Here is a 15,059-nt window from a genome sequence, read left to right as displayed (position 1 = left end):
GCCATGAGGTCCCTGTTCCAAGCAGGGGCCTGGCAAGGAGCGATATGATGAAAGTGACCGTACAAGAAATCGTTATGCCCAAGCTGGCCGAATCGGTCGTAAACGCCACGATCGAGCGCTGGCTGAAGCAGCCGGGCGAGCAGATCGGCATGTACGAGCCGGTATGCGAAATCATTACGGACAAAGTCGGGGCGGAGATTCCGTCCACGATCGCAGGCAAGCTGGTCAAAATCCTGGTCGGAACCGGAGAGACCGTCGAAGTCGGAACTCCGATCTGCCTGATCGAGACCGAGGCCGAAGCAGGATCGCCGGCCCGCGGCGTTGCTCCAACCGAAGAGGCGAGGTCCGCCGCGGCTGCATCCCCGGGGCAGCATGCGCGTCCTGCAGGAGCGATGCGCGGCCGGTACTCGCCGGCTGTCCTTCAGCTGTCCGCCGAGCACGGGATCGACCCTGCCGACGTTCCAGGAACGGGGACAGGCGGCAGGGTGACCCGCAAGGACATTCTGGCCCATGTCGAAGCATCGTCCAAGAGACAGGCTTCCGGCTCAGCAGCTTCGGCATCCGTGCTTGAGCCCGGCGACCGGATCGTGGAATCCCGCGGTCCCGTTCGTTCTTCCGGGCTGCATCTCAGCGAGAGCCCGCGCATCCCTTCGGTGGAAGCCGAAGGCCAGGCGATTCCCGGACGAGGCGAGTATTTCATCGACGTGACCCCGATCCGCAATACGATCGCGACCCGGATGCGCCAAAGCGTCACGGAGATTCCGCATGGCTGGATGATGATCGAGGTGGATGTGACAAACCTGGTCGTGCTGCGGAGCAAGATCAAGGACGACTTCCGCAAGCGCGAAGGAACGAATCTGACCTACCTGGCGTTCTTCATCAAGGCGGTCGTCAATGCGATCAAGGACTTCCCGATCATCAACTCGGTATGGGCGGTCGATAAGATCATCGTCAAGCGCGACATCAACATCTCGATGTCGGTCGGAACGGAGGATTCCGTCATCACGCCGGTCATCAAGAACGCCGACCAGAAAAACATCGCCGGCCTCGCCCACGAGATCGACACCCTCGCGCGCAAAACCCGCGAAGGAAAGCTGCGTGTCGACGACGTCCAGGGAGGCACCTTCACGATCAACAACACCGGCTCGTTCGGGGCGATCCTGACCCAGCCGATCATCAACTATCCGCAAGCCGCCATCATCACGTTCGAATCCATCGTCAAGCGGCCCGTCGTCATCAACGACATGCTCGCTGTCCGTTCCATGGCGAACATCTGCCTGTCGCTGGACCATCGGATTCTGGACGGCGTCATCTGCGGACGCTTCCTGCAGCGGGTCAAGGAGAACCTGGAAAGCTTCAGCTCCGAGACGCATCTGTACTAAAACGAACGAATTTCACGACAGGGAGGATCCCATGAACATCAGGCAGCCATCCGGCAGGCCGCTCCTGGCTAGGTATATCGACTTCATAGAATATGGAGAAGCATGGGAGCTGCAAAAGGAATACGTAGCGGAAATCGATCGGGGGGAGAGAGCGGAGACGCTCCTCCTTCTTCAGCATCCGCCGACCTATACGCTTGGAACGGACCGCCATCCGGAGCATCTGCTGCTGAGCCCGGAAGAGCTCCGCAAGCAAGGCATCGGCGTGTTCGAAATCGACCGCGGCGGCGATATTACGTACCATGGACCGGGTCAGCTTGTCGGTTATCCGCTTATGTATCTCGATGCAAAAGGGCTCGATTTGCATGGCTTTTTAAGGGAATTGGAGCAGGTCATCATCGACTGGCTTGCCGATTACGGCATTGAAGGCGGGCGCAAGCCCGAGTATACGGGAGTGTGGGTCGGCGATGAGAAAATCGCCGCCATCGGCATCAAATTCAACAAAGCAAGGAAACGCAGAGGGTTCGTGACCAGCCATGGATTCGCCCTGAACATCAAGGCCGGCATTGCGGAGCAGGGGTTCAGCGGAATCATTCCATGCGGCATTCAGGAGTACGGGGTAACCTCGTTCGAGGATCTGACCGGCATCGAGATGAGTCTCGAGAGGGCGGCCAGGGAAATCCTGCCCCATTTCATGGGCAGGTTCGGCTTCGATCCGGCGACTGCAGCCGGGGAATGAGGAGATGAAGGGAGCCGGCCGGCCAGGCCGGCCGCTTCGTCAAAGCAGCCAGCCGATGCTGGACAGGACGGTCGTGACGAGCAGAGTAATCAACACGACGTAGACGATGACTTTCATGATGCGGTTGGGATTGTTCATCAGCTCTTCTCCTTCCGGGGCCGCTGCCCTCCGCATTCGGAGGACAACCCATACCGCTATTGTAACGGATTCGGAAGCAGATCGAAAGGAAGCGATCGGAAAATGGTACATAAAGACAGGGTTGTAAAAGAGTTCATGGAGCTTGTCCAAATCGACAGCGAATCCCGCAATGAAGGCGCGATCAGCCAAGAGCTGAAAAACAGATTTTCCGCCCTCGGACTTGAAATCGAAGAAGACGATGCGGCCGCCGCCACCGGTTATGGCGCGAACAATCTGTTCGCTACGCTGAAGGCTTCGCCAGGCGTCGAGGCGCCTGTCATCTTCTTCACCTCCCATATGGATACGGTGAAGCCGGGCATCGGCATCAAGCCCCGTCTCGACGACGACGGCTATCTGCGCAGCGACGGCACGACGATTCTCGGAAGCGACGACAAGGCGGGCCTGGCCGCGATGCTGGAGGCGATCCGGCTGCTCCAGGAGAACGGAATTCCACATGGAGAAGTCCAGTTCGTCATTACGGTCGGAGAGGAAACGGGCCTCGCCGGAGCCAGGGCGCTGGACCGCAGCAAGCTGCGCGCCGAATACGGCTATGCGCTCGATTCCAACGGACCGGTCGGGGGCATCGCGGTGGCGGCCCCGGCCCAGACGAAAATCTTCATCCATGTCAACGGCCGCTCGGCGCATGCCGGCGTCAATCCGGAAGACGGCATCAGCGCCATCCAAGTCGCCTCCAAGGCGATCTCGCGCATGCCTTTGGGACGAATCGACCATGAGACGACGGCTAATATCGGCCGGTTCGAGGGCGGCAACGCCACGAATATCGTCTGCGACTACGTCCGTCTGGAGGCCGAAGCCCGCAGCATCGACGGCGCCAAGCTGCAGGCGCAGATCGCCGCCATGAGGCAAGCGGTCGAAGCGACAGCTGCCGATTACGGGACGACAGCGTCGCTTGAGGACAGCCTGATCTATCCGTCCTACCTTCATGCCGATGACTCCGCCGTCGTTCTAGCGGCTGCCGCAGCGATCCGCTCTATCGGACTTTCTCCGTCGACCTTCCGCTCAGGCGGAGGCAGCGACGCCAACATCTTCAACGGACTGGGCGTGCCGACGGCCAATCTCGCTGTCGGCTACGAGCATATCCATACGACCAAGGAGCAGATCAAAGCCGACGATATCGCGAAGCTGGCGGAGCTAGTTGCGGCCATCATCCGCTTGAGCGGCCAAGCGTAGCAGAGCGCCTTTCCCAGGGATCGGCGGGCCGCCAGGCGGAACGGAAAGCCTTGAAATGGACTCGCCGTCAGGAACGCTTGGAGAGGAATCTTTCCAGGCTCTTCTCTTCCGGGCGCCCGGCTTCGCGGCTCAGCTTGCGGAGGGTATGGCGGATTTCCCATGCTTTTCCGACCAGCTTGAGCTCCTTGGCTCCAACGTACATTTTCATGGATACGCACATCCTTATCACGAAGGTTATGCCTGAGCATATGAAGAGATGGGACAAGTTATTCCGGAGCGTCTGCAGTCCGGCTCCGAACGAACAGGAGGCTGATGGACAAATGAACCAATCGGACGGGCCTAAAAAGCTTCCCGGCGCGGAGACGACCGTTTCATCCGAAACGATCTTCGAGGGCCGCATCATCACGCTGCAGGTCGATCAGGTCAAGCTTCCCGGCGGCAAGATCACATCCCGGGAAATCGTGCGCCATCCTGGCGCCGCGGCCGTGATCGCGCTGCTGGACGGCAAGCTGCTGACGGTCGGCCAATACCGCAAGCCGATGGACAAATACCAGGTCGAGATCCCTGCAGGCAAGCTGGATCCCGGCGAGGACCCGGCGACATGCGCCGCGCGCGAGCTGCGCGAGGAGACGGGGGTAAGCGCCTCGGAGATGAAGCTGGTGGATGCGTTCTATACTTCGCCGGGGTTCGCCGACGAGAAGGTGTATCTCTACGCCGCCGAAGGACTCAGCCAAGGCGAGAGCCAGCCTGACGACGATGAAGAGCTGCATGTCGAAGCCCTGACGATGGAGCAAGCCGAGGCCTACATCCGTGAAGGCGTCATCGGAGACGCCAAGACGCTCATGGCGGTGTATTTGTGGAAGCTTTATCTGCACACCGGCGTGATGGGCTTCCGCAGCGAGAACTAGCAAGCTGGCATGAACCGGACCTGCCGGGCATAGATTGTCTATACGCGGACAAGCCTGGAAGGAGGAAGGCGAATGCTTGGCATCTTCAAGGCACCGGACAGGGAGAGCAGGATGCTGCTCTTGTTCGTCGCGGTGCTTTTTGCTGTAGGAGTCTTATTCGGCACCGTACTGGCAAGCTCGCTTCCCGCCGGGCAGCAGCAGAGCCTCGGAGAGGAGCTGAGCGTCTTCATGGGCTCGCTCTCCGCCGGCTCCGGCCCTGATCCTGCAGCGGCCTTCTGGAGCGCGCAGTGGCTGCATGGCCGCTGGCTGCTCGCGATCTGGCTGCTGGGCTTGACCGTAGTCGGGATGCCGTTCATCCTGGCGCTCGATTTCTTCAAAGGCGTGCTCGTCGGATTCGCGATCGGAACGCTCGTCAGCCAGCTGTCGTGGAGAGGCTTCGCCTTTTCCCTGCTGTCAGTCGTTCCTCCGAATTTGATCGGCGTCCCGGCATACTTGGCCGTCAGCAGCGCATCGATCTCTTTTTCCCTCTATGTCATCCGCAACCGGTTCATCCGCAGGAAAGGTTCCCTGCTGCCTCCCGCAGCTGCGCTTGCCGGCACTGCGGCGGCGATGTTCCTGGTGCTGGCGGCTGCTTCGGCGGTCGACGCCTGGCTGTCTCCGTCGTTGATGAGATGGGCGGCGGACTGGGCGGCAGCAAGCCGGAATCATTGACTTCATAGAAGTTTTCCAACTATAATAGGTTCATAAGCGCCGGCGGCAAGCCGGCTTTCTTGTAGTAGGGGGGAATTATGGAATCCCGCATTGATGCCATTAAGCAGCAGCTCCAGTCGCAGGGCTACAAGTTGACCCCGCAGCGCGAAGCAACCGTTCGCGTCCTGCTTGAGAACGAAGAGGATCATCTCAGCGCCGAGGATGTGTTCATGCTCGTCAAGGATAAGGCTCCCGAGATCGGCCTTGCCACCGTCTACCGCACGCTTGAGCTCCTCAGCGAGCTTCACGTCGTGGAGAAGATGAACTTCGGAGACGGCGTAGCCCGTTACGATCTCAGAACGGACAACAGCAAGCATCACCATCATCATCTGATTTGCGTGCAATGCGGCTCCATGGAGGAGATCAAGGACGACTGGCTCGGACCTCTGGAAGAACGTCTCGAAGCCGAGTACGGATTTTCCGTTCTGGACCACCGGCTTGATTTTCAAGGAATCTGCAGGCGCTGCCGAGACCTGAGCGACTCAAAAAAGCCATGACAGCTCTGCATTCGTTTCCGGCCCCCAGCGGGGAGGGAAATGGAATGGCAGAGCTGTTTTCTGCTTTCAGCGGGCAGCGTGTAGGCAGGACTTTGCCGCCGGCAGACAGACGGAGCCGATTCGTCCGAGCTGGAGCAGTCCGGCTCCTTGGGAGCGGCTTCCATAGCCCGGCAGCCTGCGTGCACACCGCTTGAGCACCGATGCGGCTCCTGCCGGGGGCAGGCCGGGATGGGCGGCGAGCAGCAGGGCTGCGCCTGCCTGCGGGAGCAATAGTGGGCATAGAGCGCGATCGGCGAGCATAGGTTGTCACTGTAAAGGAGGCGCCTGTCCATGATTCTCTCCATCCGAAGCTGGGTGTCGCGGCTAGCTTTCATCGTGCTGTTCGCTGCCCTTACCGTCGTGTTCTACGAAGGCTGCCGTTTGGCTGAAAGCTGGGTCGCTCCGGTGAATCCTTATGCGCTGCCCCGAGGGCCTGCCCTCAAAGTATTCGAGCCTCACGGGGCGCCGCCGGAGGGCGGTACGATCGCCGACAGGCTGCGCTGGTTCTACTATAACGGGGAATGATCGGATACGGCGGAAGAGCCGGCATGATGCCGGAGCTTCCGCCGTTTGCCGTAAAGGGGGTTCACCGTCTATACTGACAAGCGAGGGGGAGGTTGGAATGGAGCTGAATCAATGCCTGTTCGCATATCTGGAAGAGCTGCAAAACGGCAGGAGAGTTTCGGCATCCACCTATGATGCCTACCGCCGCGACCTGGAGCATGCGCTGGCGTATCTGGAGGGGCAAGGCCTCTCGTCCATCGGGAGCGTCCAGAAGCATCATCTGATGCGTTATTTGCAGCGCATCAAGGAGGAGGGCTGCCGTCAGTCCACCGTTTTGCGCCGGCTCGCTTCGATTCGTTCCTTCTATCGCTTCCTGACGCGGGTCGGCTATACCGACCGCGATCCTTCCATGCATGTGGAGCTGTCCCGCACCGAGCTGCCGAGACCCGTGCCCCTGACGCTCGACGAGGTCGAGCTGCTGATGAATGCTCCGGAGACGGATTCTCCGGCAGGTCTCCGGGACAAGGCGATGCTTGAGCTGCTCTACGGCTCCGGCATCCGGGTGTCGGAGCTGCTCGGCATGAGCGTGTCCGATGCCAATACCGGCATGGGCTACGTACGAGTCGTATCTCCCCGGTCCAGGGAACGGATCGTTCCGCTCGGCCATATCGCCTCCGGCTGGATGGGGCTTTATTTGCGGGAAGGCAGGCCGAGGCTTGCAGAGCAGGCGGAAGCCGGAGACGGGCTTTCGAGGCGGCGGCCCGACGTTCATGACCGGGAAGAGGCAGCGCCCTTGTTTCTCAATCCGGCCGGGGAAAGGATGTCCCGACAGGGATTCTGGAAGCTGATCAAGAAGCATGCGCGCCACTCCGGAATCGACGATCCCGAGAAAATAACGCCGCATTCGCTGCGGACTTCGTTTGCCGCCCATCTGCTCGAGCGGGGCGCCGACATGCGCGCCGTGCAGGAGATGATGGGCCATGCCGGAATCGTGTCCACGGAGCGTTACGCCGGCACGGAAAGGCCCCGGGTAAAGGACGTATACGAAAGATCGCATCCGCGCGCAGGCAATCCCGCAGATCGTTTTTGAGACAAGAAAGGAAGATGAATAATGACGACAGCAGCACCGACGGCCTTACATATCCGGGAGGCAGCGGATTATATCGCCTCCAAGACATCGATCAAACCGCAGGTCGGCCTCATCATGGGATCCGGCCTCGGCATTCTCGGGGATTATATCGAAGAAGCGGTGACGATCCATTACAGCGACATTCCCCACTTTCCGATCTCGACCGTAGAAGGGCATGCCGGCGAGCTGCTGGTCGGCAAGCTTTCGGGCGTGAGCGTCATCCTCATGAGAGGGCGCTTCCATATGTACGAAGGATATGGAGCCGAGCTGACGGCTTTCCCGGTCCGTGTCATGAAAGCGCTTGGAGCGGACAAGCTGCTAGTCACCAATGCGGCAGGCGGAATCAATACGAACTATGAAGCGGGCGACCTGATGCTGATATCCGATCAGATCAACTTCACCGGACGCAACCCGCTCATCGGACCGAACGACAGCTCGATCGGCGTCCGCTTCCCGGACATGTCCGAAGGCTACAGCCGCAGAATGCGTGCCGTAGCGAACGAGATCGCTTCGGAGCAAGGCTTCGCCCTGCGCGAGGGCGTCTACCTGGCCGTTCTCGGTCCATCCTACGAGACTCCTGCCGAGATCCGCATGATGCGTACTCTGGGAGCGGACGCCGTCGGAATGTCCACCGTAGCCGAGGTCATCGCGGCGCGGCATTGCGGCATGGAGACGGTCGGGATTTCCTGCATCACGAACATGGCTTCAGGCATCTTGGACCAGCCTTTGTCGCATGAAGAAGTCATCGAGACGACAGAACGCGTCAAATCTCGCTTCCTTGGGCTTGTGCAAGCCCTCATTCCGCGCCTTTAGTCCTTTCTCGCCTCCAAAAATGATTCTTTCGGCTCGACGCGGCGCGACAGCATTTTTAATTCGCGTGGCGTATGATGACCGTGATAAATCATGAAATTTGGAGAGGAATGTATGAACGAGAGCGTTCCATTGAATCAGCAGATCGAACGGCTGCGCGGCCAAATGGTGCAGTCGGCTGAAACCCAGAATACGCTTCTGCACCGCGAAGTGCTGCGGATCAGCCAGTCTCTGGACCGGCTCATCGTGCAGGTACAGGAAGAGCGGATGACCAAGAGTCGCAAATACTAGCAGCTTTTCGGACCTGTCGAACGGGAGCCGGGCTGCCAATCGCAAGCGGGCCATGCGGGCCATTCACCGGAGAAATGTCTTCGGAGATAGCCGCATGACCCGCTATTTGTGTTGAGCCTTAGAATATCTTCTTCTTAATTGGGCGATACTGGAAAAATGTTGTGCGCCATCCTGCCACATTCCAGGAGGCCGCCAGACCTATTAGGAGGGAAACGAATTGAAACGATCCGGTAAGAAATGGGTAGCGATCATATTAGGCTTGCAGCTGATTCTGGCCTTGCCGGCCGCGGGAGCCGCCGCCCCTGCGCTTCAGCCGCTGACGCCGGGAACGGCAGAGGCGCTTGAAGCCGCTTCTGCGGCCAACCCTGCGGCGTCTACAGGCTCCGACCTGGCTCCTTCCGCCCGTTCGGCCATCGTCATGGATGCGGACAGCGGAACCGTCATCTATGAAAAGAACAGCCACGCCAAGCTTCCTCCGGCAAGCATCACCAAAATCATGACGATGCTGCTGACGATGGAAGCTTTGAAGGACGGCAAGATCAAGCTGACCGACAAGGTGCGGACGAGCGAATATGCGGCTTCCATGGGCGGTTCCCAGATCTTCCTGGAGCCTGGGGAAGAAATGACGGTGAACGATATGCTCAAGGGCATCGCGATGGCGTCGGGCAACGACGCTTCGGTCGCGATCGCCGAGAAACTCGAAGGGACCGAAGCGGAATTCGTCGCCATGATGAACGCCAAGGCTGCTCAGCTCGGACTCAAGGATACGCATTTCGCCAACTGCAACGGGTTGCCGGCAGCGGATCATTACTCATCCGCCCACGATATCGCCGTCATGTCCAGGGAACTGCTCAAGTACGGCGACATCACCAAATATACCGGCCAATACCAGGACTATCTCCGCAAGGATTCGGCCAAGCCGTTCTGGCTCGTCAACACGAACAAGCTGGTGCGCTTCTATGACGGCGCCGACGGCCTCAAGACCGGCTACACGACCGAAGCGAAGTACTGCCTGTCGGCGACGGCTTTCCGTGACGGCATGAGGGTCATCGCGGTCGTCATGGGAGAGCCGAACACGAAGACGCGCAACGCGGAAGTGTCGGGACTGCTCGATTATTCCTTTGCCCAGTACGCCAACTACCCGATCCTGAAAAAAGGCGAAAGCATGGGGATGCTGACGATCGAGAAAGGCGTGAAGAGCAAGCTTCAGCTGACCGCGCAAAACAATTACAGCATCCTGATGAAGAAGGGCGCCGCGGCCAAGGATATCCGCTTCGAGCTTAAAATTGAAGGCCCTGTCAAAGCTCCGGTCAAAATCGGCGATCCCGTCGGCAAGCTGATCGTCTATCAGGGGGACAAGGTAATCAAGGAATTCCCGGTCGACATGCCGGTATCCGTGGAACGCGCCGGATGGTGGAAGCTGTTCAAGCGCTCGACCGGAAGCCTGTTCTCTTAAGCGAGAAATGTCATAACCTAGCGCCCTGCTTCTAGTTTTGTCGTCAGGCAGGAAAGGAGCTTCGCCATGGAGAATCCCTCTGTCATTCAACGGGAGGAGTGTGCAGAGCAATGAGTCTTCATGTCGATCTGGAACATCAGCGCCATATCCTGATCGTCCGCCTGCAGGGAGAGCTGGATCACCATACGGCGGATGAAGTCAGGGCCAGGATGGAGGATGCGATCCTCAGGGGAAACAGCACCCATGTCATCCTCAGCCTGAAGGAACTGGCCTTCATGGACAGCTCCGGGCTTGGAGTCATCCTCGGCCGCTACAAGCTGCTGAAGAGCCGGGGAGGCAAAATGGTCATCTGCGACGTCAGTCCGGGAGTGTACAGGCTGTTCGAGCTGTCAGGCCTGTTCAAGATCATGCCGATTCACGACAATGAGCGCGACGCGCTCTCAAGCCTGGAGGTTGCCCTATGAACGCATCCCGGTCCAATGCCATGCAGCTCAGCTTCAGCGCCCGTTCCGAGAACGAAGCCTTCGCGCGAGTCAGCGTGGCGGCATTCGTCTCCCAGCTTGATCCGACGATGGAGGAGCTCAACGACCTCAAGACGGTCATTTCCGAGGCGGTAACCAACTGCATCATCCATGCCTATGACTGCGACGAATCCAAGATGGTCAGAATCGAAGCCTCCATCGAAGGCGATTCCGTGACCATCATCATTTCCGATGAAGGAAGCGGGATCGAGGATCTGGAGCTGGCGCAGCAGCCGCTGTATACATCCAAGCCTGAATTGGAGCGTTCAGGCATGGGCTTCACGATCATGGAAAATTTCATGGACAGCTTTGAGGTTACCAGCGAGCCCGGTCGCGGTACCCAGATCGCCATGACCAAGCGAATCGAATCCAAAAAGGCGCTCTACAATTAGAACGCATAGGGGCTGAATCATGGATGCCGAGTTGAAGAAAAACGCGGGTCCTTACCTGGACGATTCGGAAGTCAAGCGGCTCATCGCTCTGAGCCAATCCGGAGATTCCCTTGCCAGGGATACGCTGGCCCGCTGCAATATCCGTCTGGTCTGGTCGGTCGTCCAGCGCTTCATCAACCGCGGCTACGAGCCGGAGGACCTGTTCCAGATCGGCTGCATCGGATTGCTCAAATCCGTCGACAAGTTCGATCTCAGCTATGACGTCAAATTTTCCACTTATGCCGTTCCGATGATCATCGGCGAAATCCAGCGCTTCCTGCGGGATGACGGCACGCTCAAAGTAAGCCGCTCCCTCAAGGAAACGGCCAACAAAGTGCGCAAGGCGAAGGACGAGCTGTCCAAGACGCTCGGCAGGCTGCCGACCATCTCCGAGGTGGCCGGATTTCTCGGCATTACGCCGGAGGACGTCGTCTTCGCCCAGGAAGCCAATAAACCTCCGACATCGATCCACGAGACGGTATTCGAGAATGACGGAGATCCGATCACGCTCATGGATCAGATCGCCGACGAGTCCGGGGAGCGATGGTTCGACCGGCTGGCACTCAACGAAGCGATCGGCGGGCTGACCGAGCGGGAGCGCCTGATCGTGTACCTGCGTTATTACCGGGATCAGACCCAGTCCGAGGTGGCCGGCAGGCTCGGCATCTCCCAGGTGCAGGTATCGAGGCTCGAGAAGAAAATATTGCAATCGATCAAGGACCAGATCGCCCAATAGGGCGGCCTGGCCTTTTTTTGCTGTTGGTGCCTGCCGGATGAGAACGGGGCGATTTGTCCCGGGACGAGTAACCTTAATCATCCTGTCCCATACTATCCATGCACAGGCAAATGCGGAAGGAGGCGGGAGAATGAAGGGCAAGCCGGCTGATCCGACGGAGACGAAGGTCTACCTTCGGATGAAAAAAAGAATAACGGTTCCGCCTGGAAGCACAGTCCGCCTCGGAGCGGTCGCGCGGCTGCTCGCCGAGCCGCCGCTGCTGGAGCGGCTGCAGCAGCTGCCGCTCTACACCCACCGCAAGGAAGACGGCAACCGGGTCGTCATCGACGTGCTGCAGATCATCAAGACGCTGCGGGAGAAAGCGCCGGCCACGATGGTGGAGACATACGGCGATCCCCAGGTGCTGATCATGGTCGAGGAGAACGGGGCATCCGCAACGCCGCGCGCCGCCGTTCTGGTCGCCGCCTGGCTGCTGCTTTTTTTCGGAGCGGGTCTGGCCATCATGAACTTCCATACGGATGTCAGCATGAAAGAGGTCCATCAACGGCTCGCCTTCCTGCTTACCGGCAAGGAGACGCTCCATCCGCTCTGGTTCCAGATTCCGTATTCGTTCGGAGTCGGACTGGGAATGATCATTTTCTTCAATCGTATTTTCCGCAGGCGGTTCAACGAGGAGCCTAATCCGCTGGAGCTGGAAATGTACACCTATCAGGAAAATATCAACGCCTACGTCATTGCCGATGAGATGCGGAAGAAAGCGGGGAGAGTGGAGGAGAAAAGCGATGGCTGACCTGTTCGCGGGAATATTCATGGGCGTGCTTGGCTTGGCGGGGGGCATCGCGGTCGGGAGCGGCATGGTGGCGCTGCTGATTGTCTTCGATCTGATTCCGAGGCTGGCTCAGCTTGCCCGGGCGTTCAGCAAAGCCGCCGTGTTCGAGTCGGCTGTCGTCGGAGGTTCGGTGTTCTGGACCTGGGCGGATTTCTTCGATTGGCGGATTCGCCTGCCGGTTGTCCTCGCCCTTCCATTGCCGGGACTGTTATGCGGAATCTTCATCGGCATGCTGGCCGCCGCCTTGACGGAAGTGATGAATGTGCTTCCGATTCTGGCCAAGCGGCTGCGGCTGACCGCATTCATGGGAGCGCTGGTCATGGCGATGGTGATCGGCAAGACAGCGGGTTCTTTGTTCGACTGGCTCGTTTATCAGTGGTAGCTTGCCCGTGCAAGCAGCTGGCCTATATGGAAGGCGTGCATTTCCTTCCTTCTGAACGATCAACATCATGACACGGCGGTGATTGCATTATGACGAAATGGCAGCGAGTGAAGCGGATCGGCGAAGAGAAAGGAAAGCCGGCGGAGAGCTGCGAGGAGAAAAGGGATTTCTCCATCGACGAGGACTGGATGGAAGCTTTCCTGCTGGAGAGCTCGGGAGATCTCGGAGAGCGGAGCGAGGCTGCGGAGGAGGACCTGGCTGGCGCGCTCGTCGCCGAAGCGCCGGATCGAGCCGAATCGTCCAAGTCTTCGGCGGATCGTCCGGCAAGCAGGCGCGAAGCCGAATCCGCAGACGAGGATTGGGCCAGCCTGCTGGCCGAGGAGGACAAATCCTTGCCGGCGAGACAAGCCGATCCGTATGAAGGAAACAGCAGCAAGCCGCTCGATCATGGAAAGCCGGCTGCCTTCGATGGCCATGGACGGAAAGAGCTGGCCTCTGTAGAGGCGCATGAGGAAACGGAGTCTCCTTTTGCCGGCCCGGATGCCGGAAGCGCGCCGGATGCCAAGGGCAAGACGGAGCGGGGCAGGCCGGATGCTGTCGAATCCGCCGATGATAGGTCCAGTGAAGGCAGAAAAGATAGATCGGGCCAAGGCAGGACTGGCAAAGGTGATTCCGAGCAAGCGGATTCTGGAAAAGGGAATTCGGAGAAGGGCCAGTCCGGCAAGGGCAAGCAAGCCGGGAAAAATTCCGCGCCTGGAACGAACGGAGATGCGCTGGAGCCGATTCCGGACGATATCGAGGAGTTCGTCGAGCGCCTGAAGGAGGAGGCCGGCTATAAGACGAGCTTCGACGTCATTGTCCGGCAGATGACTTTAGGCGGCAAAAAGACGGCTTTCTTCATGCTCAACGGACTTTCAAGCGGGCAGCTCATGACCGAGATCATCGAACGGCTGACCTTCCTGCAAGCGGACGCGGTTACGTCGCATGCGCTGGAGTCGTTCATGACGCTCTATGTTCCGGCCGTACAGGTCGAGCAGGAGAAGGACTGGAACATGATGATGACCGGCGTGCTGAGCGGCTCCACGGGCATGTACATCGACGGGGAATCGACGATGCTCATTCTCGATACGAAGATGTTCCCGATGCGCGGTCCGGAGGAGCCTTCGCTGGAGCGCGTCGTCCGCGGCTCGCGCGACGGGTTCGTCGAGACGATGCTGATGAACGTGTCGCTCGTGCGCCGCAGGCTGCGGGATCCGATGCTGCGCCTGGAAAGTATCCGGGTCGGAGAGCGGACAAGGAGCGACGTCTGTGTCGCTTATATCGACGACATCGCGGACAAGGAGCTCGTCGAGTCGATCCGCGATAAAATTACGGCCGTCAAGCTGGACGGCATTCCGCTCGCGGACAAGCAGCTGGAAGAAGCGACAGTCAAGCGCGGATGGAACCCGTACCCGCTTGTCCGGTATTCGGAGCGTCCGGATGTGGTCGCCGCGCATTTGCTGGAAGGCAACGTCGCCGTATTCGTCGACACCTCTCCGAGCGTCATGATCCTGCCGACGACGTTTTTCGATCTGGTCCAGCATGCGGAAGAGAACAGGCAGACGCCGTTCATCGGAACATATTTGAGATGGCTCCGTTTTTTCGGCATCATGGCTTCGTTGTTTCTCGTTCCGATCTGGCTGCTGTTCGCCATGAATCCGCATCTGCTCCCGCCTTCGCTGGCTTTCATCGGGCCGGATAAGCACAGCAAGCTGCCGCTGTTCGTCCAGTTCCTGCTGGCGGAAGCGGGCATCGACCTCATGCGGATGGCCGCACTCCATACGCCTACGCCGCTGGCGATGGCGATCTCGCTCGTGTCCGCGATACTGGTCGGGGATATCGCCGTCAAGAGCGGCCTTTTCATCAACGAAGTCATTCTGTACGTGGCCGTCGCCGCCATCGGCATGTACGCCACTCCGAGCTACGAGCTCAGCCTTGCCAACAAGATCGTGCGGCTGCTGCTGATCTGTCTGGTGGCGGCCTTCCATATTCCCGGGCTTGTGCTGGGATGGACCGCGGTGTTCGTTCTGCTCGTCATGCAGCGTTCGTTCAACCGGCCCTACATGTGGCCTTTCATCCCGTTCGATCCGCAAGGGATGATCAACATCATTTTGAGGTTGCCGGTCATGAAAAACAAAAAGCGTCCGAACCTGCTTCGTCCGCAGCAGCGGGACAAGATGCCCGATGCCGAGGGAAGCTGAAGCGGCAGACTTCGGCGTCCCGGTCGAAGATGCAACAAATGCAAATGAAA

At 59.2% G+C, this 15,059-nt stretch carries 19 protein-coding genes; 17 read left to right on the top strand and 2 right to left on the bottom strand.

All coding sequences use genetic code 11. The annotated features are described in order from the left end of the window. The first annotated feature begins 44 nt into the window (after nucleotides 1–44). On the top strand, nucleotides 45–1,382 hold the full coding sequence (locus ACLBWT_RS04290) for a dihydrolipoamide acetyltransferase family protein (RefSeq protein ID WP_447661835.1): 1,338 nt from the start codon (nucleotides 45–47) through the stop codon (nucleotides 1,380–1,382). Between the two features lie 31 nt (nucleotides 1,383–1,413). Continuing rightward, nucleotides 1,414–2,118 (top strand): lipoyl(octanoyl) transferase LipB, encoded by a 705-nt coding sequence (gene lipB, locus ACLBWT_RS04285; protein WP_447661834.1) that lies wholly within the window; start codon nucleotides 1,414–1,416, stop codon nucleotides 2,116–2,118. A gap of 39 nt (nucleotides 2,119–2,157) precedes the next feature. Here the strand turns inward: lipB and prli42 are convergent, their stop codons facing one another. Beyond that, the gene (prli42, locus tag ACLBWT_RS04280) at nucleotides 2,158–2,256 is read right to left on the bottom strand and encodes a stressosome-associated protein Prli42 (RefSeq protein ID WP_157053892.1); all 99 of its coding nucleotides are present in this window, start codon (nucleotides 2,254–2,256) and stop codon (nucleotides 2,158–2,160) included. A 102-nt stretch (nucleotides 2,257–2,358) separates the two neighbouring features. Between prli42 and ACLBWT_RS04275 the strand changes: the two genes are divergently transcribed. Further along, nucleotides 2,359–3,486: a M20/M25/M40 family metallo-hydrolase gene (locus tag ACLBWT_RS04275; protein WP_447661833.1), complete on the top strand. Its 1,128-nt coding sequence runs from the start codon at nucleotides 2,359–2,361 to the stop codon at nucleotides 3,484–3,486. 67 nt (nucleotides 3,487–3,553) lie between these two features. Here ACLBWT_RS04275 and mciZ read toward each other — a convergent pair whose 3' ends face one another. Next, nucleotides 3,554–3,694: a Z-ring formation inhibitor MciZ gene (mciZ, locus tag ACLBWT_RS04270; protein WP_447661832.1), complete on the bottom strand. Its 141-nt coding sequence runs from the start codon at nucleotides 3,692–3,694 to the stop codon at nucleotides 3,554–3,556. Between the two features lie 112 nt (nucleotides 3,695–3,806). Between mciZ and ACLBWT_RS04265 the strand changes: the two genes are divergently transcribed. The 14 genes from ACLBWT_RS04265 (at nucleotide 3,807) to ACLBWT_RS04200 (ending at nucleotide 15,009) form a co-directional block, all read left to right on the top strand. Beyond that, a complete protein-coding gene (locus ACLBWT_RS04265) occupies nucleotides 3,807–4,394 on the top strand; it encodes an NUDIX hydrolase (protein ID WP_447661831.1) in 588 nt (195 codons plus the stop codon). 72 nt (nucleotides 4,395–4,466) lie between these two features. Beyond that, nucleotides 4,467–5,105 (top strand): stage II sporulation protein M, encoded by a 639-nt coding sequence (spoIIM, locus tag ACLBWT_RS04260; protein ID WP_447661830.1) that lies wholly within the window; start codon nucleotides 4,467–4,469, stop codon nucleotides 5,103–5,105. Nucleotides 5,106–5,182: 77 nt separating this feature from the next. Continuing rightward, entirely contained in the window at nucleotides 5,183–5,641 is a 459-nt protein-coding gene (gene fur / locus ACLBWT_RS04255) for a ferric iron uptake transcriptional regulator (protein WP_447661829.1), read from the top strand. Nucleotides 5,642–5,971: 330 nt separating this feature from the next. Then, complete coding sequence (locus ACLBWT_RS04250) at nucleotides 5,972–6,205, top strand: DUF4227 family protein (RefSeq protein ID WP_447661828.1); 234 nt, start codon at nucleotides 5,972–5,974, stop codon at nucleotides 6,203–6,205. 97 nt (nucleotides 6,206–6,302) lie between these two features. After that, nucleotides 6,303–7,274 (top strand): tyrosine recombinase, encoded by a 972-nt coding sequence (locus ACLBWT_RS04245; RefSeq protein ID WP_447661827.1) that lies wholly within the window; start codon nucleotides 6,303–6,305, stop codon nucleotides 7,272–7,274. Between the two features lie 21 nt (nucleotides 7,275–7,295). Then, nucleotides 7,296–8,126, top strand: coding sequence for a purine-nucleoside phosphorylase (locus ACLBWT_RS04240; RefSeq protein WP_447661826.1), 831 nt, complete (start codon nucleotides 7,296–7,298; stop codon nucleotides 8,124–8,126). A gap of 111 nt (nucleotides 8,127–8,237) precedes the next feature. Beyond that, nucleotides 8,238–8,414, top strand: coding sequence for an aspartyl-phosphate phosphatase Spo0E family protein (locus ACLBWT_RS04235; protein ID WP_447661825.1), 177 nt, complete (start codon nucleotides 8,238–8,240; stop codon nucleotides 8,412–8,414). Between the two features lie 217 nt (nucleotides 8,415–8,631). After that, nucleotides 8,632–9,870: a D-alanyl-D-alanine carboxypeptidase family protein gene (locus ACLBWT_RS04230; RefSeq protein ID WP_447661824.1), complete on the top strand. Its 1,239-nt coding sequence runs from the start codon at nucleotides 8,632–8,634 to the stop codon at nucleotides 9,868–9,870. A 110-nt stretch (nucleotides 9,871–9,980) separates the two neighbouring features. Then, on the top strand, nucleotides 9,981–10,334 hold the full coding sequence (gene spoIIAA / locus ACLBWT_RS04225; protein WP_048748177.1) for an anti-sigma F factor antagonist: 354 nt from the start codon (nucleotides 9,981–9,983) through the stop codon (nucleotides 10,332–10,334). Continuing rightward, nucleotides 10,331–10,783, top strand: a complete 453-nt coding sequence (gene spoIIAB, locus ACLBWT_RS04220; RefSeq protein ID WP_447661823.1) for an anti-sigma F factor — start codon at nucleotides 10,331–10,333, stop codon at nucleotides 10,781–10,783. Before spoIIAA ends, spoIIAB begins: the two co-directional genes overlap by 4 nt. A 19-nt stretch (nucleotides 10,784–10,802) precedes the next feature. Continuing rightward, on the top strand, nucleotides 10,803–11,558 hold the full coding sequence (gene sigF, locus ACLBWT_RS04215; protein WP_447661822.1) for an RNA polymerase sporulation sigma factor SigF: 756 nt from the start codon (nucleotides 10,803–10,805) through the stop codon (nucleotides 11,556–11,558). Nucleotides 11,559–11,688: 130 nt separating this feature from the next. Beyond that, on the top strand, nucleotides 11,689–12,348 hold the full coding sequence (locus ACLBWT_RS04210; protein WP_447661821.1) for a stage V sporulation protein AA: 660 nt from the start codon (nucleotides 11,689–11,691) through the stop codon (nucleotides 12,346–12,348). Beyond that, nucleotides 12,341–12,769 carry a stage V sporulation protein AB gene (locus ACLBWT_RS04205; protein ID WP_447661820.1) on the top strand — a complete coding sequence of 143 codons (429 nt, stop codon included), beginning with the start codon at nucleotides 12,341–12,343 and terminating at the stop codon, nucleotides 12,767–12,769. The genes ACLBWT_RS04210 and ACLBWT_RS04205 overlap by 8 nt, the downstream gene beginning before the upstream one ends. 488 nt (nucleotides 12,770–13,257) lie before the next feature. Beyond that, nucleotides 13,258–15,009, top strand: a complete 1,752-nt coding sequence (locus ACLBWT_RS04200) for a spore germination protein (RefSeq protein WP_447662240.1) — start codon at nucleotides 13,258–13,260, stop codon at nucleotides 15,007–15,009. Nucleotides 15,010–15,059 lie beyond the last annotated feature (50 nt).

It is taken from the genome of Paenibacillus sp. D51F (assembly GCF_053345695.1).
This window is presented reverse-complemented; position numbering and strand designations above follow the sequence as displayed.

Coding starts and splice junctions, on each gene's coding strand:
- ACLBWT_RS04290 (WP_447661835.1), top strand. CDS start 45: ATGATGAAAGTGACCGTACAAGAAATCGTTATGCCCAAGCTGGCCGAA.
- lipB (WP_447661834.1), top strand. CDS start 1,414: ATGAACATCAGGCAGCCATCCGGCAGGCCGCTCCTGGCTAGGTATATC.
- prli42 (WP_157053892.1), bottom strand. CDS start 2,256: ATGAACAATCCCAACCGCATCATGAAAGTCATCGTCTACGTCGTGTTG.
- ACLBWT_RS04275 (WP_447661833.1), top strand. CDS start 2,359: ATGGTACATAAAGACAGGGTTGTAAAAGAGTTCATGGAGCTTGTCCAA.
- mciZ (WP_447661832.1), bottom strand. CDS start 3,694: ATGAAAATGTACGTTGGAGCCAAGGAGCTCAAGCTGGTCGGAAAAGCA.
- ACLBWT_RS04265 (WP_447661831.1), top strand. CDS start 3,807: ATGAACCAATCGGACGGGCCTAAAAAGCTTCCCGGCGCGGAGACGACC.
- spoIIM (WP_447661830.1), top strand. CDS start 4,467: ATGCTTGGCATCTTCAAGGCACCGGACAGGGAGAGCAGGATGCTGCTC.
- fur (WP_447661829.1), top strand. CDS start 5,183: ATGGAATCCCGCATTGATGCCATTAAGCAGCAGCTCCAGTCGCAGGGC.
- ACLBWT_RS04250 (WP_447661828.1), top strand. CDS start 5,972: ATGATTCTCTCCATCCGAAGCTGGGTGTCGCGGCTAGCTTTCATCGTG.
- ACLBWT_RS04245 (WP_447661827.1), top strand. CDS start 6,303: ATGGAGCTGAATCAATGCCTGTTCGCATATCTGGAAGAGCTGCAAAAC.
- ACLBWT_RS04240 (WP_447661826.1), top strand. CDS start 7,296: ATGACGACAGCAGCACCGACGGCCTTACATATCCGGGAGGCAGCGGAT.
- ACLBWT_RS04235 (WP_447661825.1), top strand. CDS start 8,238: ATGAACGAGAGCGTTCCATTGAATCAGCAGATCGAACGGCTGCGCGGC.
- spoIIAA (WP_048748177.1), top strand. CDS start 9,981: ATGAGTCTTCATGTCGATCTGGAACATCAGCGCCATATCCTGATCGTC.
- spoIIAB (WP_447661823.1), top strand. CDS start 10,331: ATGAACGCATCCCGGTCCAATGCCATGCAGCTCAGCTTCAGCGCCCGT.
- sigF (WP_447661822.1), top strand. CDS start 10,803: ATGGATGCCGAGTTGAAGAAAAACGCGGGTCCTTACCTGGACGATTCG.
- ACLBWT_RS04210 (WP_447661821.1), top strand. CDS start 11,689: ATGAAGGGCAAGCCGGCTGATCCGACGGAGACGAAGGTCTACCTTCGG.
- ACLBWT_RS04205 (WP_447661820.1), top strand. CDS start 12,341: ATGGCTGACCTGTTCGCGGGAATATTCATGGGCGTGCTTGGCTTGGCG.